The organism is Geodermatophilus sp. DSM 45219 (assembly GCF_900104025.1).
Lineage (GTDB): Bacteria > Actinomycetota > Actinomycetes > Mycobacteriales > Geodermatophilaceae > Geodermatophilus.
This window is the reverse complement of record NZ_FNIQ01000001.1, coordinates 550,869-575,581: the sequence shown is the minus strand read 5'-3', so window position 1 is coordinate 575,581 and position 24,713 is coordinate 550,869. Positions and strand designations below refer to the sequence as shown.

Here is a 24,713-nt window from a genome sequence, read left to right as displayed (position 1 = left end):
CGTCGTGCGCTCGGCGGCCGCTCGAAGAGGGCCAGGGTGGTCTTTCAGTGGTGGGCTTCGGCTTCCTCGGCCCGCTGGAGCGAGGCGGTGATCTCCGCCTCGGCCTCGGTGTGGCCGACCCACTCGGCGCCCTCGACCGACTTGCCCGGCTCGAGGTCCTTGTAGGTCTCGAAGAAGTGCTGGATCTCCAGCCGGTCGAACTCCGACACGTCGTGGATGTCCGCCAGGTGCGCCATGCGCGGATCCGTCGCCGGCACGCAGAGGACCTTGTCGTCCCCACCCGCCTCGTCCGTCATCCGGAACATGCCGATGGCCCGGCAGGTGATCAGGCACCCGGGGAACGTCGGCTCGTCGAGGATCACCAGGGCGTCGAGCGGATCGCCGTCCTGGCCCAGGGTGTTCTCGATGTAGCCGTAGTCCGCCGGATAGCGGGTGGAGGTGAACAGCATCCGGTCCAAGCGGATGCGTCCGGTGGCGTGGTCCAGCTCGTACTTGTTCCGCTGGCCCTTCGGGATTTCTACCGTCACGTCGAACTGCACGGTCGTAGTGTGGCGGATCGGACCCCGGGCGACCGCCGGAGGTCGCTGTTGGGGGTGGGCACCATCGCGTCGAGCGGGTCGACGACCGTCACGCCGAAGTACTCCAGGCTCCGTCGCCGCCTCCTCCTCGGGCTCCTCGCGCTGCTCCTCGTCGTGGGTGCCGGCGTCTGGTTCGTGGTCGCCCCGCGGGGGGACGACGCCGCGACGGAGGTCGCCGCCGCGGAGTCCCGGCTGCCCGAGGTCGCCCCGGCCCGACCGGTCCTCGCGGGGTTGTCGGCGCAGGCGCCCGCCCCGGAGTCCACCGTCCTCGCCGGCGAGCTCGCGCCGCTGCTGGCCGACCCCGCCCTCGGGGCCGGCGTCGAGGCGCGGGTCGTCGACGTCGCCTCCGGCGAGGTGCTGCTGGACCAGGACTCCGAGGTCCCCTCCACGCCGGCGTCCACCGCCAAGCTGCTCACCGCCGTGGCGGCGCTGACCACCCTGGGCCCGGAGGCCACCCTGGAGACGACGGTCGTCGCGGGCGCGGCCCCCGGTGAGGTGGTGCTCGTCGGTGGCGGCGACCCGACCCTCTCGCGCACCGCCCCCTCGCTGACCTACCCCGGCGCGCCCACGGTCGCCGACCTCGCCGCCCAGGTGCAGCAGGCGCTGCCCGCCGGCACCGAGGTCAGCCGTGTCGTCGTCGACAACTCGCTGTTCGAGGGCCCGCTCACCGCCGCCGGCTGGGGTCCGGACGACGCGCCGTCCAGCTACGCCGCGCCCGTCACCGCCACCGCCGTCGACGGCGCCCGGGTGCGCTCCGGCGACCTCCCCCGCAGCGGGGCGCCGGGCACCGACGCCGGTGCGGCCCTCGCCACCGCGCTCGGCGTCCCCGGCGCGGCCGTCTCCCTGGGCGAGGCCCCGCAGGGTGCGCAGACCCTGGGCGCCGTGCGGTCCGCGCCGGTCGCCCGGCTGGTCGAGCAGGCCCTGTCCCAGTCGGACAACCTGCTGTCGGAGGCGCTGGCCCGCCACGTCGCCCTCGCCCGCGACCTGCCGGCCACCTTCGAGGGCTCCGCCGAGGCGGTCACCGACGCGTTGGCCGACGCCGGCCTCGACGTCACCGGTGTCTCGCTGTCCGACGGCAGCGGGCTGGCCACCACCGACCGGGTGCCGGTCGCCCTGCTCGCCGACCTGCTCACCGGCGCCGCCGACGGCACGCTGGCCGACACCTCCGCCGTCCTGTCGGGTCTGCCCGTCGCCGGCTACGACGGCACCCTCGCCGAGCGCGGCGACGAGGACCCGGCGACCGCGCCGGGCGCGGTGCGCGCCAAGACCGGCACGCTGCTGGGTGTGCACGGTCTGGCCGGCACCGTGGTCACCGCCGAGGGACGGCTGCTGACCTTCGCCGTCGTCGCCGACGGCGCCCCGGCCAACGGGGCGGCCGCGGAGGCCGCGCTGGACGACGTCGCCTCGGCGCTGGCCGCCTGCGGGTGCAGGTGACGGACCGGAACGGCCGGCCTCCAGGGGCCCGCAGCGAGCGTGCGAGCTGAGGGGGGCAGGAGGGTCCTTCACCCCGCGTACCGTGGGCGGATGAGCAGCTCCGCACGGATGGTCGACTGGGACCTCGCCGGACGCACCGCCCGCCGCCTGGTCGGACCCGGCCCGGAGACGACGCGGGAGGAAGCGGCCGCCGTCGTCCGCGAGCTGCACGACGCGTCGGCCACGGCCGTCGCGCACGTCGAGGCCCTCACCGGGCTCACCCCGCTGCCGGGCGGCCCGGCACCGGAGGTCGCCGTCGTCGACCGGCCCGGCTGGGTGGACGCCAACACCCAGGGCATGTCCGCGCTCCTCGACCCGCTGGTCGACGCGCTCGCCGCCCGGCAGGACACCGCCCCCAGCCCGCTCGCCGTCGCGATCGGCTCCCGCGCGACCGGGGTACAGGCCGGCGGCGTGCTGGCCTTCCTGTCCTCGCGCGTGCTGGGCCAGTACGAGGTCTTCGGCACCGGCGGCCGGCTGCTGCTCGTCGCGCCGAACATCGTCGACGCCGAGCGCCGGATGGGCGTGGACCCCAGCGACTTCCGGCTGTGGGTCTGCCTGCACGAGGTCACCCACCAGCTGCAGTTCACCGCCGTCCCCTGGCTCAAGGACCACCTCGAGGGACAGATGGGCCAGTTCGTCGAGGCCACCGACCTCGACCCCGACGTGCTCCGCGACCGGCTGCGCGACGTGCTGCGCAGCGTCCTCGACGCCGCCCGCGGCACCGACGGCGGCGACGACGCCGGGCTGATGGCGCTGGTGCAGGACCCGGCCCAGCGCGAGGTCCTCGACCGGGTCACCGCCGTGATGAGCCTGGTCGAGGGGCACGCCGAGTACGTGATGGACGGCGTCGGCCCGGACGTCGTCCCCTCGGTGGTCACGCTGCGCAAGCGCTTCGCCCAGCGCCGCAAGGGTCGCGGCCCGATCGACCGCGTGCTGCGCCGGCTGCTGGGCCTCGAGCAGAAGATGAAGCAGTACGCCGAGGGCCGGGTGTTCGTCGGCGGCGTCGTCGACCTCGTCGGCATGGAGGGCTTCAACCGGGTGTGGACCAGCCCGGAGACCCTGCCCCGCATCGAGGAGCTCACCGACCCCGCCCGCTGGGTCGAGCGGGTGCACGGCCGCCCCGCCATCCCGGCGTAGCCGTGGCCGGCCCCCCACGGGCCGTCGCGGTCCTGCGGACGGCGGTGCGGCCCGGGCTGCGGGGGAGCGACCGGCCGGTCCTCACCGCGTGCAGCGGGGGAGCGGACTCCGTGGCCCTCGCCGCCGCGCTCGCCTTCGAGGCGCGGTCCGCCGGCGCCCGGGTCGGCGCGGTGACCGTCGACCACGGCCTGCAGCCTGGCTCGGCGGACCGGGCCGCCGGGACGGCGGAGCTGCTGCGCGGGCTCGGGCTCGACCCGGTCCTCGTCTGCCGGGTGCCGGTCGGGGCCGAGGGCGGTCCGGAGGGTGCCGCCCGCGCCGCCCGGTACGCGGCGCTCGCCGCCGCGGCGGCCGGCCTCGGCGCCCGCGTCGCGCTCGGGCACACCCTCGACGACCAGGCCGAGACCGTGCTGCTGGGCCTCGGCCGCGGTTCCGGCCCGCGGTCGGTCGCCGGGATGGTCCCCGAGCGGACGGCGGACGGCGTCCTGTGGTGGCGCCCGCTGCTCGGCGTCCGCCGCGCCACCACCCGCGAGGCCTGCGCCGAGCAGGGCCTGCCGGTGTGGGACGACCCGTGGAACGCCGACCCCGCCTACACCCGGGCGCGGCTGCGCGGCGAGGTGCTGCCGCTGATGGACGACGTGCTCGGCGGCGGCGTCGCGCCCGCGCTGGCTCGCACCGCCGAGCTGCTCCGCGAGGACCTCGACGCCCTGGACTCCCTGGCCGCGGCAGAGCTGGCCCGCCTCACCGGGGAGGACGGGCTGCCCGCGCGCGAGCTCGGGGTCCTGCCCGCGGCGCTGCGCCGCCGGGTGCTCCGCGGGTGGCTGCACGCAGCCGGCGTCCCCGACGTCCAGGCGGTGCACCTGCGCGCGGTCGAGGCCCTGGTCACCCGCTGGCACGGGCAGGTGCGGGTGGACCTACCCGGCGGTGCAGGGGTCCTCCGGACGTCTGGCAGGCTGGTGCTGTCGCCCCCCGCCGCGCGGGGCCCCCGTCTCCAGGACACCCCCCAGACCCGCGAGGAGTCCCGCCCGTGAGCGAGCCCGCCAGCGCTGCAGCAGAGCTCGGCAACGACCACGGCTACGGCCCCGACATCGACCACGTGCTGCTCAGCGAAGAGCAGATCACCGAGAAGATCGTCGAGCTTGCCGACCAGGTCGCCCGTGACTACGCCGGGCGCGAGGTGCTGCTGGTCGGCGTCCTCAAGGGCGCGGTGCTGTTCATGAGCGACTTCGCCCGGGCGCTGCGGCTGCCCACCCAGATGGAGTTCATGGCCGTCTCCTCCTACGGCTCGGCCACCAGCTCCTCCGGCGTCGTGCGGATCCTCAAGGACCTCGACCGCGACATCAGCGACAAGCACGTCCTCGTCATCGAGGACATCATCGACTCGGGACTGACCCTCTCCTGGCTGCTCAAGAACCTCGGCGGCCGGCGTCCGGCCTCCCTCGAGGTCTGTGCGCTGCTGCGCAAGCCCGACGCGGTGAAGGTCGACGTGCCGGTGCGCTACGTCGGCTTCGACATCCCGAACGAGTTCGTCGTCGGTTACGGCCTCGACTACGCCGAGCGGTACCGCGACCTGCCCTACATCGCCACGCTCAAGCCCGAGGTGTACTCGAGCTGATCGTCGGTCGGTCCTCGATGATCAGCTGAGCTGATCGTCGAGGGTCCTGGCTCACCACCGGTCCTGAGCCAGGACGCGCAGACGTGAGCTGAGCTGATCGTCGGCGGAGGGAACGGTGGCGGGCGGGCCGCGGGGCGGTCCGGTAGGACCGCGATGACACAGCCCACCCGCCTGGGGGTTGTCAGCGTCCGCCCTGCTGTCGCACAGCTGTCGCACAGGCGCGCCGGTGTACCGTCGATCCAACGACGCTGCGCCGTAGCGCCAGGGTGCCCGCCCGGGCCGCAGGGAGCGTCCCCCGGACGATCAGGAGGGTGGACGGGACAGGCCGGAGCACCCGGCCGCCCGGCATCGGTGTATGGAACGTAAGAAGCTCTTCCGCTCCGTGTGGTTCTGGGTCGTCCTCGTCGTCCTCCTGGCGCTGGCGTTCTCCTCGCTGTTCCGCGGCAACGGTGGCTACCAGGAGGTCAGCACCGCCGTCGCGCTCGAGCAGATCACGAGCGGGAACGCCGAGCGGGTCACGATCAACGACAAGGAACAGACGCTCGACCTGGAGCTGGCCGACCCCGTCGAGGGCAGCGACCAGATCACCGCGTCCTACCCGCTGGGCGCCTCCGAGGACGTGTTCGACCTCGTCTCCGGCCTCGGCGAGGGCGACGGCGTCGACTTCAACACCAACGTCACCCAGGACAGCGTCCTGGTCAGCCTGCTGATCAGCTTCCTGCCGTTCGTGATCCTCCTGCTCCTGCTGTTCTGGCTGTTCAACTCCATGCAGGGCGGTGGTCGCGGGGTCATGGCCTTCGGCAAGTCCAAGGCCAAGCAGGTCACCAAGGACACCCCCAAGACGACGTTCGCCGACGTGGCCGGTGCCGACGAGGCGATCGAGGAACTGCACGAGATCAAGGACTTCCTCGCCAACCCGGTCAAGTTCCAGGCCGTGGGCGCGAAGATCCCCAAGGGCGTGCTGCTGTTCGGCCCGCCCGGCACCGGCAAGACGCTGCTCGCCCGCGCCGTCGCCGGCGAGGCCGGGGTGCCGTTCTTCTCCATCTCCGGGTCCGACTTCGTCGAGATGTTCGTCGGTGTCGGTGCCAGCCGCGTCCGCGACCTGTTCGAGCAGGCCAAGCAGAACGCCCCGGCGATCATCTTCGTCGACGAGATCGACGCGGTCGGCCGGCACCGTGGCGCCGGCATGGGCGGCGGGCACGACGAGCGCGAGCAGACCCTCAACCAGATGCTCGTCGAGATGGACGGCTTCGACGTCAAGGGTGGCGTCATCATGATCGCGGCCACCAACCGGCCGGACATCCTGGACCCGGCGCTGCTGCGCCCGGGCCGCTTCGACCGGCAGATCGCCGTCGACCGCCCCGACCTCGAGGGACGCAAGAAGATCCTCGAGGTGCACGCCAAGGGCAAGCCGCTGGCCCCCGACGTGGACCTGGAGACCGTGGCGCGCCGGACGCCGGGCTTCACCGGCGCCGACCTCGCCAACGTGCTCAACGAGGGTGCGCTGCTGACCGCCCGCAACAACGGCTCGGTGATCACCGACGACGTGCTCGAGGAGGCCATCGACCGCGTCATCGCCGGTCCCGAGCGCAAGACCCGGGCGATGAGCGAGAAGGAGAAGAAGGTGACCGCCTACCACGAGGGCGGGCACGCCCTCGTGGCGCACGCGCTGCCGAACCTCGACCCGGTGCACAAGGTCACGATCCTGCCGCGCGGCCGCTCGCTCGGGCACACCCTCGTCCTCCCGACCGAGGACAAGTACACCCAGACCCGCTCGGAGATGATCGACACCCTGGCGTACGCCCTCGGCGGGCGGGCGGCCGAGGAGCTGGTCTTCCACGAGCCGACGACGGGCGCCGGCAACGACATCGAGAAGGCCACGGCGATGGCCCGCGCGATGGTGACGCAGTACGGGATGAGCGCCAAGCTCGGCGCGGTCAAGTACGGCAGCACCGACTCCGAGCCGTTCCTGGGCCGGGACATGGGCTCGCGGCCGGACTACTCCGAGGCCGTCGCCGCCGACATCGACGCCGAGGTCCGCGCGCTCATCGAGGCCGCGCACGACGAGGCCTGGGAGATCCTGGTCGAGTACCGCGGTGTCCTGGACCAGCTCGTCCTCGAGCTGATGGAGAAGGAGACCCTCTCCAAGGACGACATGGCCCGCATCTGCACGCCGGTCACCAAGCGTCCCTCGCTGGCGCCGTACAACGGCTTCGGCAAGCGGACGCCGTCGGACCAGCCGCCGGTGCTGACCCCGGCCGAGCGCGCCGCCCAGAACGGCAACGGCCACATCAGCCACGGCAGCACCGCTGTGGGGGACGTGGGCGCCCCCGTCCAGCGGTGAGCGAGCTCCCCGCGGAGCCGGACGACCAGGTGCTGAGCCGGCCCCGGGAGGGTGTCGACCTCGCGCGGGCCGCGGCCGCGGTCCGCGAGCTGCTGCTCGCGGTCGGGGAGGACCCTGACCGCCCCGGCCTGCAGGACACCCCCGGCCGGGTCGCCCGGGCGTACGCCGAGATCTTCGCGGGGCTGTGGCAGGACCCGGCCGAGGTCCTCTCGACGACCTTCGACGAGGACCACGACGAGATGGTCCTGGTCAAGGACATCCCGATGTACTCGACCTGCGAGCACCACCTGGTGCCCTTCCACGGCGTCGCGCACGTCGGCTACATCCCGGGCGAGGACGGCCGGGTCACGGGGCTGTCCAAGCTCGCCCGCCTGGTCGAGGTCTACGCCCGGCGCCCGCAGGTGCAGGAGCGGATGACCAGCCAGATCGCCGACGCGCTGGCCGACGTCCTCAAGCCGCGGGGGGTGCTGGTCGTCATCGAGGCCGAGCACCTGTGCATGGCCATGCGCGGCATCCGCAAGCCCGGTGCCTCCACGGTCACCTCGGCCGTGCGCGGCGTCTTCCGGGACAGCGCGGCGACCCGCAGCGAGGCGATGAGCCTCGTGCTGGGCCGGTAGCCGGGGGCGACAGCGAGTGAGCATCGCAGCGAGCCCTGCGAGCGAGCGCGGAGCCGAGCGATGACACCAGCCTCGCCGTTGCCGCGCCCGGACCACTGCGTGGTCATGGGGGTCCTCAACGTCACGCCCGACTCGTTCTCCGACGGCGGCTGCTTCGCCGACGCCGCCACGGCGATCGCGCACGGCCTGGCCATGCACACCGCCGGGGCCGACTACGTCGACGTCGGCGGGGAGTCCACCCGCCCGGGTGCCGACCGCGTGGATGCCGAGGAGGAGTGCCGCCGGGTCGTCCCGGTGATCCGCGAGCTCGCCGGCTCCGGCGTGCGCACCAGCGTCGACACCACCCGGGCCGAGGTCGCCGAGGCCGCGCTCGACGCGGGGGCGGTGCTGGTCAACGACGTCAGCGGCGGGCTGGCCGACGCCGGGATGGCGAAGCTGGTCGCCGAGACCGGCGTGCCCTGGGTGCTCATGCACTGGCGCGGCCACAGCCGCGAGATGTACGCCGCCGCGCAGTACGGCGACGTGGTCACCGAGGTCTGCGCCGAGCTCACCGCGCGCGTGGAGGACGTCGTCGCCGCAGGCGTGGCGCCGGCGCAGCTCGTGCTCGACCCCGGTCTCGGCTTCGCCAAGCGCGCCGAGCACAACTGGCGACTGCTCGCCGGCCTGGACCGGATCGTCGGTCTGGGCCTGCCGGTGCTCGTCGGCGCCTCCCGCAAGTCCTTCCTCGGCCGGCTGCTCGCCGCCCCCGACGGCACCCTGCGCCCGGCCGAGCGGCGCGACGCCGCGAGCCTGGCCACCACGGTGCTCGCCGCGGAGGCCGGCGCCTGGGGCGTGCGGGTGCACGACGCCGCGGCCTCGGTCGACGCCGTCCGCACCGTCGCCGCCGTCCGGGCGGCCCGCTCCCACGGAGACCGACGTGGCTAGCACCTCCCCGTCCCGCCCCGACCGCATCACCGTCCGGGGCCTCACCGCGCACGCCTTCCACGGGGTGTACGAGGCCGAGCGACGGCTCGGTCAGACCTTCCGCGTCGACGCCGTCCTGGAGCTCGACACCGCCCCCGCCGCCGCCGGCGACGACCTCGAGCGCACCGTCAACTACGCCGAGCTGGCCCGCGCGCTGCACACGGTGCTGACCGGGGAGCCGGTCGACCTGCTCGAGACCCTCGCCCAGCGGCTGGCCGACGTCTGCCTGGCCGACCCGCTGGTGGACGCCGTGGAGATCACCGTGCACAAGCCCGAGGCCGACCTCGGCGTCCCCTTCGACGACGTCACCGTCGGCATCCGGCGGGAACGGCCGTGAGCCGGGCGGTCCTGTCGCTCGGCGCGAACCTGGGGGACCGGGCCGCTGCGCTGCGGACCGCCGTCCGCGCACTCGAGGACGACGGCGTGCTGGTGGCCCGCTCGACGCTCTACGAGACGCCGCCGTGGGGGCCGGTCGAGCAGCCGCCGTACCTGAACGCCGTCGTGGTGGTCCGCGGGGACCGGGACGCAGCCGGCTGGCTGGCCCGTGCGCAGGAACTGGAGCAGGCCGCCGGACGGACCCGCGACGTGCGCTGGGGCCCGCGCACCCTCGACGTCGATGTCGTCACCGTCACGGGGGACGACGGCCGGCCGGTGCTCTCCGACGACCCCGTGCTGACCCTGCCGCACCCCCGCGCCCACGAGCGGGCCTTCGTCCTGGTGCCGTGGGTCGGCCTCGACCCGACCGCGGTGCTCCCCGGGCGTGGCCGGGTGACCGACCTGCTGGCCGCGCTGCCGCCGGAGGACGTCGCGGCCGTCGTCCGCTGGGAGCACCTGCAGTGAAGCCGGTCAACCGGCGCGACCTGCTGGTCCTCGCTGCCGGCCTGGCACTGGCCACCTGGCTGGTGGTCCGCGCGTCGTACGGCTCGCTGCCCGCGCTGCGGTGGTGGCTGCCGTTGCCGCTGGGCCTGCTCGCCGCGGCGGAGCTCCTCGGCGCCCGCACGCTGCGCGTCCGGCTGGCCGCCCAGCGGGACCGCCGTCCGCCGGCCGAGCGGGGCGGCGCGCCGGTCCGGCCGGTGGAGCCGATGCTGGTCGCCCGGCTCGCCGTCCTCGCGCAGGCCAGCGCGTACGTGGGGGCGGCCCTGGCCGGCGTCTGGGTCGGCCTGCTGCTCTACGTGGCGCCGGCGGTGTCGCGCCTGCAGGCCGCCGGGGCGGACACCGTCACCGGGATCGTCGGGGTGGTCTGCTCGGCCGCCCTGGTCGGGGCCGCGCTGTGGCTGGAGTCGATCTGCCGCATCCCGCCGAACCCGGACGACGAGCGACCGCCGGGCGCCGTCCGCACGTGAGCGCCACGGCACCGGGGCCCGCTGCCGTCCGCTGAGCCTCGCGGCCGCCGTCTGCGGGGAAGGCGGGGTCGCAGCGTCGGTCCCAGCGCCGACTTCCCCGCAGTCGCGGGCTCGCTGCCTCAGCCGGCGTGGACCGAACGCCGCAGCGCCGCGTGCAGGGCGTCGGGGGTGAGGACGCCGAGGTAGCGGTCCCCGTCGAGCACCGGCACCCACCCGGCGTCGGACTGCAGGATCGTGGCCAGCGCCGTCCGGAGTGAGGCCTGCACCGGCACGGCGCCGTCCGAACGCACCACCGCCGCATCGACCGTCCCCGCGCCCGAGGTGCGATCGGCGGGCAGCCACCCGGCCGGGCGGCCGGCGGGGTCGAGCACCACGGCGAAGCCGGCGCGGGCGCGGTCCAGGGCCGCCCCGGCCTCGGCCAGCCCGTCGCCCAGGCGCACCACCGGCGGCTGCTGCAGGTCGGCGCGGTCGATCGGGGTGACGGCCAGCCGCTTGAGCCCCCGGTCGGCGCCGACGAAGTCGGCCACCGTCTCGTTGACGGGCCGCCCCAGCAGCTCGGCGGGCGGGGCGAACTGCTCGACGTGCCCGCCCCCGCTCATCACCGCGATGCGGTCGCCGAGCCGCACCGCCTCCTCGATGTCGTGGGTGACGAAGACGATCGTCTTGCGCACCGTCTCCTGCAGCCGTAGGAACTCCGACTGCAGCCGCTCGCGCACCACCGGGTCGACGGCGGAGAACGGCTCGTCCATCAGCAGCACGCCGGGGTCGGCGGCCAGCGCCCGCGCCACACCGGCCCGCTGCCGCTGCCCGCCCGAGAGCTGGGCGGGGTAGCGGTCGCCGTGGACCGCCGGGTCCAGGCCGACCAGCTCGAGCAGTTCCTCGACGCGGTCGCGGATCTCCCGGCGGTCCCAGCCGAGCAGCCGGGGCACGGTGGCGACGTTGGCCCGCACGGTCTGGTGGGGGAAGAGCCCGACGCTCTGGATCACGTAGCCGATGCGCCGGCGCAGCCGGTCGGCGTCGACCCGGGTGACGTCCTCGCCGCCGAGCAGGATGCGCCCGGTGGTCGGCTCGATGATCCGGTTGACCATCTTCATGGTCGTCGTCTTGCCGCAGCCCGACGGCCCGACCAGCACCGACAGCTCCCCGGCGGCGAAGGTGAGGTCCAGCTCGGCCACCCCCACGGTGCCGTCGGGGTAGACCTTGCTGACCCCCTCCAGCCGGATCTCCGGCGCCTCGCCGGCGGTCCGGTCCGGCGTGCGCGGCGGTGCCGGCGCAGCAGTAGCGTCCACGGCGTGGCCTCCCTGGGTGCGCTGAGCGCGGCGAGCGACCCGGCGGCCGGGGTGCTCGCCGCGGACGAGGCGCCGAACCCCTGGTTCGACCCGTCGTACGTGACCGAGAACTGGGACTCCATTGTGGGCTACCTGGGCCAGCACGTCAGGCTCACCGTGGGAGCGGTGCTGCTCGGCGCGCTGATCGCGCTGCCGCTGGCCCTGATCGCCCGCCGTGCCCGGCTGCTGGCCGGCCCCGTCCTCGGCCTGAGCTCGGTCGTCTACACGATCCCGTCCCTGGCGATGTTCGGCTTCCTCGCACCGTTCACCGGGTCGCTCTCGCCGGTCACGGTGCTCATCGGGCTGACCCTCTACACCCTGGTGATCCTGGTGCGGGCCTTCCTGGCCGGGCTGCAGGGCGTGCCGGCCGACGTGCGCGAGGCCGCCCGCGGCATGGGCTACAACCGGGCCCGGCTGTTCCTGCGGGTCGACCTGCCGCTGGCCCTGCCCACGTTCATGGCCGGGCTGCGGATCGCCACCGTCTCCACCGTCGCCCTGGTCACCGTCGGGGTCATCACCGGGAACGGCGGGCTCGGGCAGCTGATCGTCGGGGGGTTCAACTCGAACTTCTACCGGGCCGAGATCGTCACCGGCGCGGTCGGCTGCGTGCTGCTCGCGCTGGCCGCCGACGTGCTGCTGGCCGGGCTGGAGCGGGTGCTGACCCCGTGGACGCGGGCGGCCCGGTGACCGCCTTCGGCGACGCGCTGGTCTACCTCAACGACCCGTTCAACTGGACCCGGACCGGCGGCATCCTCGACCTGCTGGTCCAGCACCTGCGGATCTCCGCGCTCGCCGTGCTGCTCGCCGCCGTCCTGGCCATCCCGATCGGGGTCCTGCTGGGCCGCAGCGGCGGGGGCGCCGGAGCGATCGTCGTGCTGTCCAACGTCAGCCGGGCCGTGCCGACGCTGGCGCTGCTCACGGTCCTCGCGGTGACCCCGCTGGGGTTCAGCGAGACCGGCACGGTCCTCGCGCTGGCGGCCTTCGCCGTCCCCCCGATGGTCACCAACACCTTCGTCGGCTTCCGGGAGGTCGACCGCGACGTGCGCGAGGCCGCCCGGGCGATGGGGATGAGCTCCCGCCAGATGCTCACCCGGGTGGAGTTCCCCCTGGCGCTGCCCCTGGTGACGACCGGCGTGCGGACGGCGGCGGTGCAGGTCGTCGCGACCGCGACCCTGGCCGCGCTGGTCGGCGGGGGGACGCTCGGCCGGATCATCAACCTCGGCTTCGGCCAGCAGGACCACGGCACGATGCTCGCCGGCGCCGTCCTGGTGGCCGCCCTGGCGCTGCTCACCGAGCTGCTCCTGGTGGTCCTCTCGGCGGCGGTGACCCCCGGCCCGCGCCGGTGGCCGGTGCGCCGCGTGCGCACCGAGCGGGCGGGGGAGCCCGAGCCGACCTCCTCCGGCGTCCCGCTGTAGGAGGACCCCTCCGCCCCCCGCCGCAGGTCGGCCTCGCCCGGGGGCTCAGCGCGAGCGTGCGAGGGCTGGGAGGGGCGAGGTCCTGCTACCTGCAGAGGGGCCTCACGTAACAACCGGGCAACACCTGAGCCGTCGGCGTGGCCCGACCGTGCCGCGCACGGTTGCATGGCGGCGCGGGGCGATCCCCGCCAGACACGCGCCGCGGCCGTCGGCCGCGCGGGACACAGAAGGCGGGCCACATGCGCACTCGTGCACGCACACTCCTCCCCCTCGCCGTGGCGGGGGTCCTGCTCACCGCCTGTGGCGAGTCCGGCTCCTCGGGCACCGGTGGCGGCCAGGCCGCGGGCACCAGCGCGTCCGGGGACACCTGCGCCCCCGTGGCCGGTGAGCAGCTGGTCGTGCTCGAGGACGACCAGCAGCTGCAGAACGCCGACAACATCGTCCCGGCGGTCAACCTGGCCACCGCGCAGGCCAACCCCGCGCTGCTGCCCGCGCTCGACGCGGTCTCGGCAGCCCTGACCACCCAGGAGCTCATCGAGCTCAACGCCGCGGTGGACCTGGAGCGGCAGAGCGCCGAGGACGTCGCCGCGACCTGGGTCGAGGAGAACGTCGACACCGCCGCCCTCGAGCAGGGCAGCGGCCCGGTGGTGGTCGGCGGCGCGAACTTCACCGAGTCGACGATCCTGGCGAACGTCTACGCCGACGTCCTCCGTGCCGCCGGCTTCGACGCCTCGGTCCGCGAGGTCGGCAACCGCGAGCTCTACCTGCCGGCGCTCATCTCCGGCTCGGAGCTCCAGGTCTTCCCCGAGTACCTGTCGACGGCGACGGAGTTCCTCAACCGGCAGGTCAACGGCTCCGACGCCGAGCCGGTCGCCAGCGGTGACGTGCAGGAGACGGTGAGCGCGCTGCAGCCGCTGGCCGAGCAGGCCGGGCTGGTGTTCGGCGAGCCGTCGGAGGCCGCGGACCAGAACGCCTTCGCCGTCACCCGGGCCTTCGCCGACCAGGTGGGCGTCTCGACGCTGTCCGAGCTCGCCGACGCCTGCGGTGACGGCTCGCTGGTCCTGGGCGGGCCGACGGAGTGCCCGGACCGGCCGTTCTGCCAGCCCGGCCTCGAGGAGACCTACGGCCTGCAGTTCGAGAGCTTCCGCGAGCTGGACGCCGGCGGCCCGCTGACCAAGGCGGCGCTGCAGCAGGGCGAGATCTCCATCGGCCTGGTCTTCAGCTCCGACGGGGCCCTGGCCCAGTAGGAGAAGGACCTCCCTGCCCCCCACCCCTCGCAGGCTCGGGGCGGGACCCTGCAGGGAGGCCGTTCCAGCACGTCACCGGGCTCGCGGCTGTGCGGTGGCTCGACCCTGCGTTCCGTGATCGCGGGCCTCCGCGCCGTTACGCTGAGCGGATGCGGGGGAAGCGGATCGAGGCGTCGGCGCACGGCTCCCCGGTGACCGGCCCGGGGTCCCCGCAGCTGCGCACGGTGGGCCTGGCTGCCGGGTCGGTCCTGGCGGTGGCCGCCACCGTCGTCGTCTTCCTGACCGAGGACCCGCAGGTGCTGCGGCTGGCGGTCGTCGCCGCGGCCTGGGCGTTCGTGCTGGCCCTGCTGGTCGGGTCCAGGCCGGGCGCGCGCGGCACCGACGTGGACGGCGGGACGCTGGCCGAGCACGAGCGGGCGGCCGCCGAGCGCGAGGCCGACCTGCGGGTGGCCTACGAGCTGGAACTGGAGCGCGAGGTCGCGGCCCGCCGCGAGCACGAGCTGCGGGTGGAGAACGACCTGCGGCGCACCGCCGAGCAGTCGATGCGGGCCGAGCTCGACGGGCTGCGCGCCGAGCTCGCGCAGGTCACCGAGCTGCGGCGGGAGCTGGGCCAGGTGGCCGAGCTGCGCCGCGAGGTGGCCGAGGTGGCCGGGCTGCGGCGCGACCTCGCCGGCCTCGCCGAGCTGCGCAGCACGCTGGCCGGCATCGATTTGACCCCGCTGGCCGAGCTGCGCGCCGACGTCGGCCGGCTGCGGACCGAGCTGGCCGAGCAGCTCTCCAGCGAGATGCTCGTCGAGCGGGTCCTGCTGCGCACCCAGTCGACCCGCACGACCCCGGCCGTCGGCGCCGGCAGCTGGGACGGACCCGACCCGACCGCTGCCTGGCCGGCCGTGCGAGCCGACGACACGGTCGCCGGGACGCGCCGGCCGGGGGACCGCGTCGAACCGGAGCCGGCCCCGCCGCCGCCGGCCCCGCTGGACTGGCTGGCCCACCGGTCCCTGCTCGACGAACCGCCCGCCCCCTCGGCCGAGCCCGGGCACGGCCGCCGGCGCACCGACCCCGCGGCCCCGGTGGCTCCGCCGGCGCCCGACGAGCTGCTGACCACCGAGCGACCGGTCGCCCGGCGGGAGCGCCCGCCCGTCCCCCCACGACCGGTGCCGCCCGTCCCCCCGCGACCGGCGCCCCCCGTCGCCCCGGCTCCGGCGCCTGCCCTCACGGCGCCGCCCGCGCCGGCCGAGGAGCAGCCGGCGACGCGGCTGGCCGAGCTGATCGCCGAGAGCGGGCTCACCCCGCCGTCCGGCGGCCGGCGCCGGCGCCGCTACCGGGAGGACGACGAGACCGACGACGTCCTGTCACGGGTGCTGGGGCGGAGCTGAACGGGCCCTCGCCGAGACGGGGCCGCGGGACAGCGCGCCGCCGTCGAGCACCAGCGTCTGGCCGGTGACCCAGCCGGCGCCGTCCCCGAGCAGGTAGGCCGCGACCTCGGCCTCCCGGCCCTCGTAGAGCGCCCCGGCCGACCAGCGGGCCGTGGACCGGGGTGATCCCGACGTCGCCGACCAGCATCTCCCAGGCTGCCGAAGGTCTCCAGGGCTGTCCGCACGGCCACCGCCCGGTGCTCGCCGTCCCCCGCGTTGCCGGTGACGCCCGGGCCGCCCAGCGCCGTCACCGCCTCCGCCAGGGCGTCCGGCTCGCGGCCGGTGACGACGACGCCCGCGCCGCGCGCCACCAGGCTGTGCGCGATCGCCAGGCCGATGCGGCGGCTCGTGCCGGTGACCAGCGCCGTCCGCCCCTCGAGGGCGCCCACCCGTGCCGTCCGTGCCGGTGCGTCGGACACCGTAGGTGGCGTCGGAGTGAGACACACCACAGGGCCGGGGCGTTGCACGCGCCGGGAACCGGTCACACACTCGCCTTCGGCGCGTCATCCGCGTGACACCTCAGGTCGCAGCGGGGCCCGCGCCGGCACCACCGCAGGACCGCAACACCCGACGGGCTCCGGCGGCGGAGCCCGCGGACCACGAGTCCGGTACCCGCGAGGGACTGGAACGAGAGGTGCACCGATGCCTGCTGCCCGCAGGACGCCCCGCGCTGCCGGTCTCCCCCCGGCCGCCTCCGCCCCCGCCCGCCTCCGCGTCGGCATCGTCGGCGCCGGGCGCGTCGGCGCCGTCCTCGGCGCCGCCCTCGCCGCCGCCGGCCACGACGTGGTCGCCGCCGCCGGCCTCTCCACCGCCTCCGCCGAGCGCGCCGCCCGCCTGCTGCCCGACGTCCCGCTGCTGCCCACCGACCAGGTCGTGGCCGCCGCGGACCTGGTGGTGCTCGCCGTCCCCGACGACAGCCTGGCCGGGCTGGTCTCCGGCCTGGCCGGGACCGGGGTCTGGCGGGCCGGTCAACTGGCCTTCCACACCTCCGGGGCGCACGGCCTGGCCGTGCTCGCCCCCGCCGCGCGGGCCGGCGTCCTGCCGCTGGCGCTGCACCCGGCCATGACCTTCACCGGCGCGCCCGAGGACGCCGACCGGCTCACCGGCGCCCCCTTCGGCGTCACCAGCGCTCCCGAGCACCGTCCGGTCGCCGAGACCCTGGTCCTGGAGATGGGCGGCGAGCCGTTCTTCGTCGCCGAGGCCGACCGCGGGCTGTACCACGCCGCGCTGGTCACCGGCGCCAACCACCTGGTCACGCTGGTCGCCGAGGCCGCGGACCTGCTGCGCACCGCCGGCGTCGCCGAGCCGGGCCGGGTGCTCGCCCCGCTGCTCACCGCGGCGCTGGACAACGGCCTGCGCCGGGGCGACCGCGGGCTCACCGGCCCGGTCAGCCGGGGGGACGTCGGCACCGTCCGCCGGCACCTGGACACCCTGGCCGAGCGGGCGCCCGACTCGGTCGCTGCCTACGTCGCGCTGGCCCACCGCACCACCGAGCGCGCCCTGGCCACCGGCCGGCTCAAGCGGCACGAGGGCGCCCCGCTGGTCGAGCTGCTGGAGAGCGCGCGCGACGGCGACCCACTGGGCTCCCGGTGAGCACCCGTCCCGTGGTCGCCGAGACCGCCGCCGACCTGCGCGAGCTGGTCGCCGAGCTGCCCGGCCCGGTCGCCCTGGTGCCCACGATGGGCGCCCTGCACGAGGGCCACCGCGCGCTGGTCCGCGCCGGCCGCGGCCGCGCCGGCAGCGTCGTCGTCTCGGTGTTCGTCAACCCGACCCAGTTCGGCCCGGGCGAGGACTTCGACCGCTACCCGCGCACCTGGGACGCCGACCTGGCCGCGCTGGCCGACGAGGGCGCCGACGTCGTCTTCCACCCGCCGGTCGACGAGGTCTACCCCCCGGGCGCGGCCGGCGTGACCGTCCACCCCGGGCCGCTGGGCGACGTCCTCGAGGGCGCCGTCCGCCCCGGGCACTTCGCCGGCGTGCTCACCGTCGTGGCCAAGCTCTTCGGCCTGGTCCGCCCCGACCTCGCGCTGTTCGGCGAGAAGGACTACCAGCAGCTCACCCTCATCCGGGCGATGTCCCGCGAGCTGGCCCTGGGCGTCGAGGTCGTCGGCGTGCCCACCGTCCGCGAGGGCGACGGCATGGCGCTGTCCTCCCGCAACCGCTACCTCTCGCCGGAGCAGCGGGCCACCGCTGCCACGCTGTACCGCGCGCTGCGGGCCGGGGCGGACGCCGGGCCGCACGGCGCCCGGGCCGTACTCACCGCGGCCCGCGAGGTGCTGGCCGGCGCCCCCGAGCTGGTCCTCGACTACCTCGAGCTGACCGGCCCCGACCTCGGCCCGGCGCCCACCGCCGGCCCCGCCCGCCTGCTGGTCGCCGCCCGCGCCGGCAGCACCCGACTCATCGACAACACCGAGATCCAGCTGGGAGACCCGCGATGATGCGCACGATGCTCAAGTCCAAGATCCACCGTGCGACGGTCACCCAGGCCGACCTGCACTACGTCGGCTCGGTGACGATCGACGAGGACCTCCTCGACGCCGCCGACCTGATCCCCGGCGAGCAGGTCGCGATCGTCGACGTCACCAACGGCGCGCGGCTGGAGACCTACGTCATCCCCGGCGAGCGGGGCAGCGGTGTCATCGGCATCAACGGCGCCGCCGCGCACCTGGTGCACCCGGGCGACCTGGTCATCCTGATCAGCTACGGCCTCATGGACGAGACCGAGGCGAAGTCCCACATCCCCAGGGTCGTGCACGTCGACGGCGCCAACCGGGTCGTCGAGCTCGGTGGCGACCCCTCCGCGCCGGTGCCCGGCGCCACCGACCACGAGCGGAGTCCGCTGGCGGCATCGCCGGCCACGGTCGAGCCGCGGCCTCGTCCCGGGTTCCCTCGCGAGCGTGCGAGCGGAGGGGAGGACGAGGTCCTGCCGCTCGGCGTCCCGGTCCGGTGACGCTGGCGGCGCCCGTCACCGGCCTGCCCACCCGGCTGGCCGCCCCGGCGCCCGGCTGGGAGCTGTCCGCCGACGTCTGCGTGGTCGGCTCCGGGATCGCCGGGCTGTGCGTGGCCCTGCACGCGCGGGCGGCGGGGCTGTCGGTCGCCGTCGTCACCAAGGTGCGGGTGGACGACGGGTCGACCCGCTGGGCGCAGGGCGGGATCGCCGCCGTCCTCGACCCGGCCGACACCCCCGAGGCGCACGCCCGCGACACCGAGGTCGCCGGCGTCGGGCTGTGCGAGACCGACGCGGTGTCGGTGCTCGTGCACGAGGGCCCCGGCCGGCTGCGCCAGCTGATCGACTGGGGGGCGGCCTTCGACCGCGACCCGGCCGGCCGGCTGCTGCTCACCCGCGAGGGCGGGCACTCCGCCGACCGCATCGTGCACGCCGGCGGCGACGCCACGGGCTCGGAGGTGCAGCGGGCGCTGCAGGACGCCGTGCGCGCCGACCCCGGCGTCACCCTCGTCGAGCACGCGATGGTGCTCGACCTGCTCACCGACGCCGACGGCCGCGCCGCCGGGGTGACCCTGCACGTGCTCGGCGAGGGCAGTGCGGACGGCGTCGGCGCGGTGCGGGCCCGCGCGGTCGTGCTGGCCACCGGCGGCATGGGCCAGGTCTACGCCGCGACCACCAACCCGTCGGTGTCCACCGGGGACGGCGTCGCCCTCGGCCTGCGCGCCGGGGCGGTCGCGACCGACCTGGAGTTCGTCCAGTTCCACCCGACGGCGCTGTACCTGGGCCCGGGCGCGCGCGGCCAGCAGCCGCTGGTCAGCGAGGCGCTGCGGGGCGAGGGCGCGGTGCTGCGCGACGGGGTGGGGGAGCGCTTCATGCTGGGCGTCCACCCGCTCGCCGAGCTCGCGCCGCGGGACGTGGTCGCGAAGGCGATCACCCGGGTGCAGCTGCGCGACGGGGTCGACCACGTGTGGCTCGACGCGCGCGCGGTGCCGGACCTGACCGCGCGGTTCCCGACCATCGTGGCCAGCTGCCGTGCGGCCGGCATCGACCCGGTGGGCGAGCTGGTGCCGGTCACCCCGGCGGCGCACTACGCCTCCGGTGGGCTGGTCACCGACCTGACCGGGCGGACGACGGTGCCCGGGCTCTACGCCTGCGGCGAGGTGGCCTGCACGGGCGTCCACGGGGCCAACCGGCTGGCGTCGAACTCGCTGCTCGAGGGGCTGGTCTTCGCCGCCCGCATCGGCGCCGAGCTCGCCGGGCGACTGCCCGCGTCGTCCCCGGCGGTGACGGCCGAGGCGGCGCCGTCCGGTCTGCTGGACCCCGCAGGGCGCCGCGTGGTCACCGAGACCATGTCGGCCCGGGTCGGGGCGCTGCGCAGCGGTGCCGGGCTCGCCGCGGCCACCGGCCGGCTGGCCGCCCTGGCCGCCGGTCTCGGGCCGGACGTCACGCCGGGCGTGGCCGGCTGGGAGGCCACCGACCTGCTCACCGTCGCGAGCGCCCTGGCCACCGTGGCCGCGGCCCGCGAGGAGACCCGCGGCTGCCACTGGCGCGAGGACCATCCCGAGACCGAGGAGGACTGGCGGGTGCACCTGGACGTGCGGCTCGGCGAGGACGGCTCCCTGCGGGTCACCCCCCGCCCGGTGGGGACGCCGGCGGTGAGGGGCTGGTGAGCGGGCGTGCGAGCTCACCTCCCGGTGGGACGGTGGGCGACCCGCGCTCGCTGGAGGGGACCGGGTTGGACGAGGCGTGGGTGGCCGAGCTGGTCGAGCGCACGCTGGCCGAGGACCTCACCGGGGGCGCCCCGCTGCCCAGCGCCCCCGACCTCGCCGTCACCTACGACGTCACCAGCGCGGCCACCGTGCCGGCCGCCCGGCTCGGCACCGCCGACCTCGTGGCCCGGGCGGACGGCGTGGTCGCCGGCCTGCCGGTCGCCGCACGCGTCTTCACCCGGCTGGCCCCCGGCGCCACCCTCACCGCGAGTGCGGCCGACGGCGACCGGGTGGCCCGCGGCGACGTGCTGCTGACCGTCCGCGGTCCGGTGCGGGCGCTGCTGGCCGCCGAGCGCAGCGCGCTGAACGTCGCCAGCCGGGCCAGCGGCATCGCCACGCTGACCCGCCGCTGGGTGGACGCCGTGCAGGGCACCGGCGCGGTCGTCCTGGACACCCGCAAGACCACGCCGGGGCTGCGGCCGCTGGAGAAGTACGCCGTCCGGTGCGGCGGCGGGTCGAACAAGCGCATGGGCCTGTACGACGTCGCCATGGTCAAGGACAACCACGTCGCCGCCGCGGGCTCGGTGGCCGCCGCCGTCGCCGCGGTGCGCGAGCGGGCGCCCCGGGTGACCGTGCAGGTGGAGGTCGACCTGCCCGCGCAGGCGGTGGAGGCGGTCGAGGCCGGGGCGGACTTCCTGCTCTGCGACAACATGCCGCCCGACGTCCTGCGCGAGGTCGTCGCGCTGGTCGGCGGCCGGGCGGAGCTGGAGGCCACCGGGGGGCTGACCCTGGAGGTGGCCCGGGCGGTGGCCGAGACCGGCGTGGACTACCTGTCGGTCGGCGGGCTGACGCACTCCGCGCCGATCCTCGACCTCGCCCTCGACCTGCGGGCGGGCTGACCGGTGCTGCTGACCGTCGACGTCGGCAACAGCCAGACCGTGCTGGCCACCTTCGACGGCGCGCGGCGGGTGGACTCCTGGCGGGTGACGACCGCGCCCCGCGCCACCTCCGACGAGCTGCGGATGGTCTGGCGCGGGCTGCTGCGCGACACCGAGGTGACCGGGGTGTCGGCGTGCTCGACGGTGCCCGCGCTGCTGCCCGCCCTGCGCGCGCTGCTGGACTCCCTGGAGGTGCCGGTCGTCCTCATCGGCCCGGGCGTGCGGACCGGCGTCCCGCTGCACGTGGACAACCCGCGCGAGGTCGGCGCCGACCGGGTGGTCACCGCGCTGGCCGCGCACGAGATGTTCGGCCGCGGTCCCGGTGGGCGCGGGCGGCCGGTCGTCGTCGTGGACTTCGGCACCTCGACCAACGTCGACGCCGTCGGCCCCGACGGGCAGTTCCTCGGCGGCGCCCTGGCCCCCGGCGTGGAGGTCAGCCTGGAGGCGCTGGCCACCCGTGCCGCCCAGTTGCGCTCGGTCGAGCTGACCGTGCCGGCGCAGGCGATCGGCAAGAACACCGTCGCGGCACTGCAGTCGGGCCTGGTGCTGGGCTTCGCCGGGCTGGTCGACGGGCTGGTGGGCCGGATCGCCGCGGAGCTGGTCGCCCAGTTCGGCGCCGCGCCGGTCGTCGTCGCCACCGGGGGCCTCGCGCCGCTGGTAGCCGACAGTTGCCGGACGATCGCCGAGCGGGAGCCCGACCTCACCGTGCACGGCCTGCGGCTGGCCTTCGAGCGACAGCAGGGTCGCTGAGCGGCCTGCCCGTAGGCTCGCGCCCCGTGAGTGGACTACCCCCTGGCCCGCCGGACGACGAACTGCCCGAACAGCTCCGGGTGCGCCGGGCGAAGCTGGACCGGATGCGCGAGGCCGGCGTCGACCCCTACCCGGTCGCCGTCGCCCGCACGACCACGCTGGCCGAGGTGCGCGAGAAGCACCCCGACCTGGAGCCGGACACGACGACCGGCGAGCGGGTCGGCGTCACCGGGCGGGTCATCTTCGTGCGCAACACCGGCAAGCTGTGCTTCGCCACGCTGCGCGAGGGGGACGCCGAGCTGCAGGTCATGCTCTCCCTGGACCGGGTGGGCGAGGAGTCCCTGGCCGCCTGGAAGGCCGACGTCGACCTCGGTGACCACGTCTTCGTCGAGGGCGAGGTCGGGACGTCGCGGCGCGGCGAGCTGTCGGTGTTCGCCGACTCCTGGCAGCTGACCGCCAAGGCGCTGCGCCCGCTGCCGGTGGCGCACAAGCCGATGAGCGAGGAGCTGCGGGTCCGGCGGCGCTACGTCGACCTGATCGTCCGGGACGAGGCCCGCCGCACCGTCCGCCAGCGCGCGACGGTCATGTCGACGCTGCGCCGGGAACTGGGTGCCCGCGGTTACCTCGAGGTCGAGACGCCGATGCTGCAGACGGTGCACGGGGGCGCGGCGGCGCGGCCGTTCCGCACGCACATGAACGCATTCGACCTCGACCTGTACCTGCGCATCGCGCCGGAGCTGTTCCTGAAGCGGTGCATCGTCGGCGGGCTGGAGCGGGTCTTCGAGATCAACCGGAACTTCCGCAACGAGGGTGCCGACAGCACCCACTCGCCGGAGTTCGCGATGCTGGAGACCTACCAGGCCTATGCCGACTACCAGGTGATGGCGACGCTCACCCGCGAATTGACGCAGGAGTGCTGCGCCGCGCTGTTCGGCGACCACGTGGCGCGGCACAACGACGGCACCGAGATCGACCTGTCGGGGGAGTGGCGGCAGGTGCCGCTCTACACCCTGGTCTCCGACGCCGTCGGCGAGGCGGTCACCCCGCAGACGCCGGTGGAGACGCTGCGCGCGCTCGCCGAGCGGCACGACGTGGGCGTGGACCCGGCGTGGGTGCCGGGCAAGGTCGTCGAGGAGTTGTTCGAGGCGCTGGTCCAGGACTCGCTGCAGGAGCCGACCTTCGTCGTCGACTACCCGGTGGACACCTCGCCGCTCACCCGCGCGCACCGGTCGCAGCCGGGGCTCGCCGAGAAGTGGGACCTGTACATCGCCGGTGTCGAGCGGGCCACCGCATACTCCGAGCTGGTCGACCCGGTCGCGCAGCGCGAGCGCCTGGTCGCCCAGGCCGTGCTCGCGGCGAAGGGCGACCCCGAGGCCATGGCCTTCGACGAGGACTTCCTCGAGGCGCTGGAGTACGGCATGCCGCCCACCGGTGGGATGGGGATGGGCATGGACCGCCTGATGATGACGCTCACCGGATTGGGCATCCGGGAGACCATCCTCTTCCCGTTGGTGCGGCCACTGTCCAGCTGAACTGCCGGGTGCCCTTTCTCACCCCATTGTGCCGGTGGTGTTCTCCTCGAGCGGAAATGGTCTATGGTCTCGGCGACGGAAGAGAACGACTCCGGGTCGGGGCAAGAGGCCCTGTTCTCCGGAACGCATGGGAGTGGAGAACGCGAATGGCGCGCAAGGTGCAGGTCATCCTCAGCGACGACCTCGACGAGAACGTCCCCGCGGACGAGACGGTGAGTTTCTCGCTCGACGGCACGAACTACGAGATCGACCTGTCGGAGAAGAACGCGCAGGAGTTGCGCGACGCCTTCTCCCGCTACGTGCAGGCCGCGCGCAAGGTCGGCCGCGGCGGCGGCCGGGCCTCCGGCGGTGGCCGGTCGCGGGCCACCGGTGGCGGCGGCCGCATGGACCGCGAGCAGGCCGGCGCGATCCGTGACTGGGCGCGGAAGAACGGCCACGCGGTCAGCGACCGCGGGCGCATCCCGGCCAGCGTCGTCGAGGCCTACGAGGCCGCGCACTGACGAAGGACCCTCCCGCCCCCCGCCACTCGCAGGCTCGCGGCGGGGCCCTGCAGGAGGGCCGCCCGGGGCCCCGCCACTCGTGAGTTGGCGGCGGGGCCACCGCACGGCTGACCGACGGCCCGGTTCCCTCGACGAAGGAGCCGGGCCGTCGTCGTCCGCTGACGCACCGTCACCAGCGGCGCGGGCAGGGACTTTCGACCCTGGGGTGTTCCGGACTGACTCGTGACGGTTGTGCCATGAGCCAGGACGCGGCCGAGACCACCGCTCGGTACAGCCGGATGCCCACGGGCGGTGGGCCGACCGCCGACCCGGGCCCCCAGGCCCCGAGCTTCACCGCCAGCCTCGACCAGCACCGGGGCGTCGTCCGGGCGCGGGGACACCTCGACGTCCTGGCCGCGGACCTGCTGTGCGGCAGCATCGTCGCCATGCAGCAGCGGGGGCACCGGCAGGTCACCGTCCACCTCCGGCCGCTGGCCACCGCCGACGACGCCGCGCGCGAGCTGCTGGCCTGCCTGGGGGAGGAGCTGGCCGCCGAGGGCGTGCGGCTGGTGGTCGAGTGAGCACCGTCGAGGGGCCCTGGCCCCTCGCTCCCACCCAGGACAGCTGGACCGTCGGCGTGGACGCGGTGGCGCCCCGGTCGCCCTGGGGCGGGACGGCGCCCAGTCGGCTGCACGCGGTCGGCGACGCCGGACTGGTCGCCGGCCGGGCCCTGTGCCTGGCCCCGGTCACCCTCCTCGACCCGGCGCTGTGGGCGTGGCCGGACGACGGGGACGAGGAGTCGCCGCTGTGCTGGGTGTGCCTCGCGCTGACCTGCTGAACGCGGACCCGCCCGCGACGCGCCGTCCGCTGTCGGCGTAACGGGCCC

Annotated in this window: 27 protein-coding genes; 24 read left to right on the top strand and 3 right to left on the bottom strand. The window is 75.5% G+C overall.

Going from position 1 to position 24,713, the window contains the following annotated elements:
* Positions 1-44: 44 nt before the first annotated feature.
* A complete protein-coding gene (locus BLR12_RS02775) occupies positions 45-539 on the bottom strand; it encodes an inorganic diphosphatase (RefSeq protein ID WP_091373112.1) in 495 nt (164 codons plus the stop codon).
* Between the two features lie 54 nt (positions 540-593).
* Here BLR12_RS02775 and dacB point away from each other — a divergent pair, with 54 nt between their 5' ends.
* The 10 genes from dacB (at position 594) to BLR12_RS02725 (ending at position 10,067) form a co-directional block, all read left to right on the top strand.
* On the top strand, positions 594-2,012 hold the full coding sequence (gene dacB / locus BLR12_RS02770) for a D-alanyl-D-alanine carboxypeptidase/D-alanyl-D-alanine endopeptidase (protein ID WP_255363253.1): 1,419 nt from the start codon (positions 594-596) through the stop codon (positions 2,010-2,012).
* A 90-nt stretch (positions 2,013-2,102) separates the two neighbouring features.
* The gene (locus tag BLR12_RS02765; protein WP_091373107.1) at positions 2,103-3,188 is read left to right on the top strand and encodes a zinc-dependent metalloprotease; all 1,086 of its coding nucleotides are present in this window, start codon (positions 2,103-2,105) and stop codon (positions 3,186-3,188) included.
* Positions 3,189-3,190: 2 nt separating this feature from the next.
* Positions 3,191-4,216, top strand: a complete 1,026-nt coding sequence (gene tilS, locus BLR12_RS02760; protein WP_091373105.1) for a tRNA lysidine(34) synthetase TilS — start codon at positions 3,191-3,193, stop codon at positions 4,214-4,216.
* Positions 4,213-4,800, top strand: coding sequence for a hypoxanthine phosphoribosyltransferase (gene hpt / locus BLR12_RS02755; protein WP_091373102.1), 588 nt, complete (start codon positions 4,213-4,215; stop codon positions 4,798-4,800). Before tilS ends, hpt begins: the two co-directional genes overlap by 4 nt.
* Before the next feature lie 355 nt (positions 4,801-5,155).
* Entirely contained in the window at positions 5,156-7,144 is a 1,989-nt protein-coding gene (gene ftsH / locus BLR12_RS02750) for an ATP-dependent zinc metalloprotease FtsH (RefSeq protein WP_091373098.1), read from the top strand.
* A gap of 29 nt (positions 7,145-7,173) precedes the next feature.
* Complete coding sequence (gene folE / locus BLR12_RS02745) at positions 7,174-7,761, top strand: GTP cyclohydrolase I FolE (RefSeq protein ID WP_369803435.1); 588 nt, start codon at positions 7,174-7,176, stop codon at positions 7,759-7,761.
* Between the two features lie 60 nt (positions 7,762-7,821).
* Positions 7,822-8,685 carry a dihydropteroate synthase gene (folP, locus tag BLR12_RS02740; RefSeq protein ID WP_091373093.1) on the top strand — a complete coding sequence of 288 codons (864 nt, stop codon included), beginning with the start codon at positions 7,822-7,824 and terminating at the stop codon, positions 8,683-8,685.
* A complete protein-coding gene (gene folB / locus BLR12_RS02735; RefSeq protein WP_091373090.1) occupies positions 8,678-9,061 on the top strand; it encodes a dihydroneopterin aldolase in 384 nt (127 codons plus the stop codon). Before folP ends, folB begins: the two co-directional genes overlap by 8 nt.
* Positions 9,058-9,564 (top strand): 2-amino-4-hydroxy-6-hydroxymethyldihydropteridine diphosphokinase, encoded by a 507-nt coding sequence (folK, locus tag BLR12_RS02730; protein WP_091373087.1) that lies wholly within the window; start codon positions 9,058-9,060, stop codon positions 9,562-9,564. The genes folB and folK overlap by 4 nt, the downstream gene beginning before the upstream one ends.
* A complete protein-coding gene (locus BLR12_RS02725; RefSeq protein WP_091373085.1) occupies positions 9,561-10,067 on the top strand; it encodes a DUF3180 domain-containing protein in 507 nt (168 codons plus the stop codon). The genes folK and BLR12_RS02725 overlap by 4 nt, the downstream gene beginning before the upstream one ends.
* A 119-nt stretch (positions 10,068-10,186) precedes the next feature.
* On the opposite strand, the gene BLR12_RS02720 is transcribed toward BLR12_RS02725, so the two are convergent.
* Entirely contained in the window at positions 10,187-11,356 is a 1,170-nt protein-coding gene (locus BLR12_RS02720; RefSeq protein WP_218120512.1) for an ABC transporter ATP-binding protein, read from the bottom strand.
* Positions 11,357-11,359: 3 nt separating this feature from the next.
* On the opposite strand from BLR12_RS02720, the gene BLR12_RS02715 reads away from it, so the two are divergent.
* From BLR12_RS02715 to BLR12_RS24225, 4 genes are all read left to right on the top strand, one after another.
* Positions 11,360-12,082, top strand: a complete 723-nt coding sequence (locus BLR12_RS02715) for an ABC transporter permease (RefSeq protein WP_091373081.1) — start codon at positions 11,360-11,362, stop codon at positions 12,080-12,082.
* Complete coding sequence (locus tag BLR12_RS02710) at positions 12,061-12,810, top strand: ABC transporter permease (RefSeq protein ID WP_255363252.1); 750 nt, start codon at positions 12,061-12,063, stop codon at positions 12,808-12,810. The genes BLR12_RS02715 and BLR12_RS02710 overlap by 22 nt, the downstream gene beginning before the upstream one ends.
* A gap of 275 nt (positions 12,811-13,085) precedes the next feature.
* The gene (locus BLR12_RS02705; protein ID WP_255363251.1) at positions 13,086-14,057 is read left to right on the top strand and encodes a glycine betaine ABC transporter substrate-binding protein; all 972 of its coding nucleotides are present in this window, start codon (positions 13,086-13,088) and stop codon (positions 14,055-14,057) included.
* Positions 14,058-14,206: 149 nt separating this feature from the next.
* Positions 14,207-15,433 (top strand): DUF6779 domain-containing protein, encoded by a 1,227-nt coding sequence (locus tag BLR12_RS24225; protein WP_091373075.1) that lies wholly within the window; start codon positions 14,207-14,209, stop codon positions 15,431-15,433.
* On the opposite strand, the gene BLR12_RS02695 is transcribed toward BLR12_RS24225, so the two are convergent.
* A complete protein-coding gene (locus BLR12_RS02695; RefSeq protein WP_255363297.1) occupies positions 15,376-15,783 on the bottom strand; it encodes a hypothetical protein in 408 nt (135 codons plus the stop codon). The two genes, BLR12_RS24225 and BLR12_RS02695, sit on opposite strands and share 58 nt — an antisense overlap.
* A gap of 331 nt (positions 15,784-16,114) precedes the next feature.
* On the opposite strand from BLR12_RS02695, the gene BLR12_RS02690 reads away from it, so the two are divergent.
* The 10 genes from BLR12_RS02690 to BLR12_RS02645 all read left to right on the top strand — a co-directional run bounded on the left by BLR12_RS02690 (position 16,115) and on the right by BLR12_RS02645 (position 24,665).
* Positions 16,115-17,065, top strand: a complete 951-nt coding sequence (locus tag BLR12_RS02690) for a Rossmann-like and DUF2520 domain-containing protein (protein ID WP_091373071.1) — start codon at positions 16,115-16,117, stop codon at positions 17,063-17,065.
* Positions 17,062-17,910, top strand: coding sequence for a pantoate--beta-alanine ligase (panC, locus tag BLR12_RS02685; protein ID WP_091373068.1), 849 nt, complete (start codon positions 17,062-17,064; stop codon positions 17,908-17,910). The genes BLR12_RS02690 and panC overlap by 4 nt, the downstream gene beginning before the upstream one ends.
* The gene (gene panD / locus BLR12_RS02680) at positions 17,907-18,422 is read left to right on the top strand and encodes an aspartate 1-decarboxylase (RefSeq protein WP_304440638.1); all 516 of its coding nucleotides are present in this window, start codon (positions 17,907-17,909) and stop codon (positions 18,420-18,422) included. The genes panC and panD overlap by 4 nt, the downstream gene beginning before the upstream one ends.
* Positions 18,419-20,089 carry an L-aspartate oxidase gene (locus BLR12_RS02675; RefSeq protein WP_091373065.1) on the top strand — a complete coding sequence of 557 codons (1,671 nt, stop codon included), beginning with the start codon at positions 18,419-18,421 and terminating at the stop codon, positions 20,087-20,089. Before panD ends, BLR12_RS02675 begins: the two co-directional genes overlap by 4 nt.
* A gap of 32 nt (positions 20,090-20,121) precedes the next feature.
* Positions 20,122-21,027, top strand: coding sequence for a carboxylating nicotinate-nucleotide diphosphorylase (gene nadC / locus BLR12_RS02670; RefSeq protein ID WP_218120511.1), 906 nt, complete (start codon positions 20,122-20,124; stop codon positions 21,025-21,027).
* Between the two features lie 3 nt (positions 21,028-21,030).
* Positions 21,031-21,816: a type III pantothenate kinase gene (locus BLR12_RS02665; protein ID WP_091373062.1), complete on the top strand. Its 786-nt coding sequence runs from the start codon at positions 21,031-21,033 to the stop codon at positions 21,814-21,816.
* Positions 21,817-21,842: 26 nt separating this feature from the next.
* Positions 21,843-23,348 (top strand): lysine--tRNA ligase, encoded by a 1,506-nt coding sequence (gene lysS, locus BLR12_RS02660; RefSeq protein ID WP_091373059.1) that lies wholly within the window; start codon positions 21,843-21,845, stop codon positions 23,346-23,348.
* Between the two features lie 146 nt (positions 23,349-23,494).
* Positions 23,495-23,848, top strand: a complete 354-nt coding sequence (locus BLR12_RS02655; protein WP_012946857.1) for a histone-like nucleoid-structuring protein Lsr2 — start codon at positions 23,495-23,497, stop codon at positions 23,846-23,848.
* A 236-nt stretch (positions 23,849-24,084) separates the two neighbouring features.
* The gene (locus tag BLR12_RS02650) at positions 24,085-24,408 is read left to right on the top strand and encodes a hypothetical protein (protein WP_091373057.1); all 324 of its coding nucleotides are present in this window, start codon (positions 24,085-24,087) and stop codon (positions 24,406-24,408) included.
* Positions 24,405-24,665 carry a hypothetical protein gene (locus BLR12_RS02645; RefSeq protein ID WP_255363250.1) on the top strand — a complete coding sequence of 87 codons (261 nt, stop codon included), beginning with the start codon at positions 24,405-24,407 and terminating at the stop codon, positions 24,663-24,665. The genes BLR12_RS02650 and BLR12_RS02645 overlap by 4 nt, the downstream gene beginning before the upstream one ends.
* Positions 24,666-24,713 lie beyond the last annotated feature (48 nt).

Bases quoted from the DNA above. Each gene is read 5' to 3' on its own strand.
- BLR12_RS02765 (WP_091373107.1), top strand. From the start codon at position 2,103: ATGAGCAGCTCCGCACGGATGGTCGACTGGGACCTCGCCGGACGCACC.
- ftsH (WP_091373098.1), top strand. From the start codon at position 5,156: ATGGAACGTAAGAAGCTCTTCCGCTCCGTGTGGTTCTGGGTCGTCCTC.
- folP (WP_091373093.1), top strand. From the start codon at position 7,822: ATGACACCAGCCTCGCCGTTGCCGCGCCCGGACCACTGCGTGGTCATG.
- BLR12_RS24225 (WP_091373075.1), top strand. From the start codon at position 14,207: ATGCGGGGGAAGCGGATCGAGGCGTCGGCGCACGGCTCCCCGGTGACC.
- BLR12_RS02690 (WP_091373071.1), top strand. From the start codon at position 16,115: ATGCCTGCTGCCCGCAGGACGCCCCGCGCTGCCGGTCTCCCCCCGGCC.
- panD (WP_304440638.1), top strand. From the start codon at position 17,907: ATGATGCGCACGATGCTCAAGTCCAAGATCCACCGTGCGACGGTCACC.
- BLR12_RS02655 (WP_012946857.1), top strand. From the start codon at position 23,495: ATGGCGCGCAAGGTGCAGGTCATCCTCAGCGACGACCTCGACGAGAAC.
- BLR12_RS02650 (WP_091373057.1), top strand. From the start codon at position 24,085: ATGAGCCAGGACGCGGCCGAGACCACCGCTCGGTACAGCCGGATGCCC.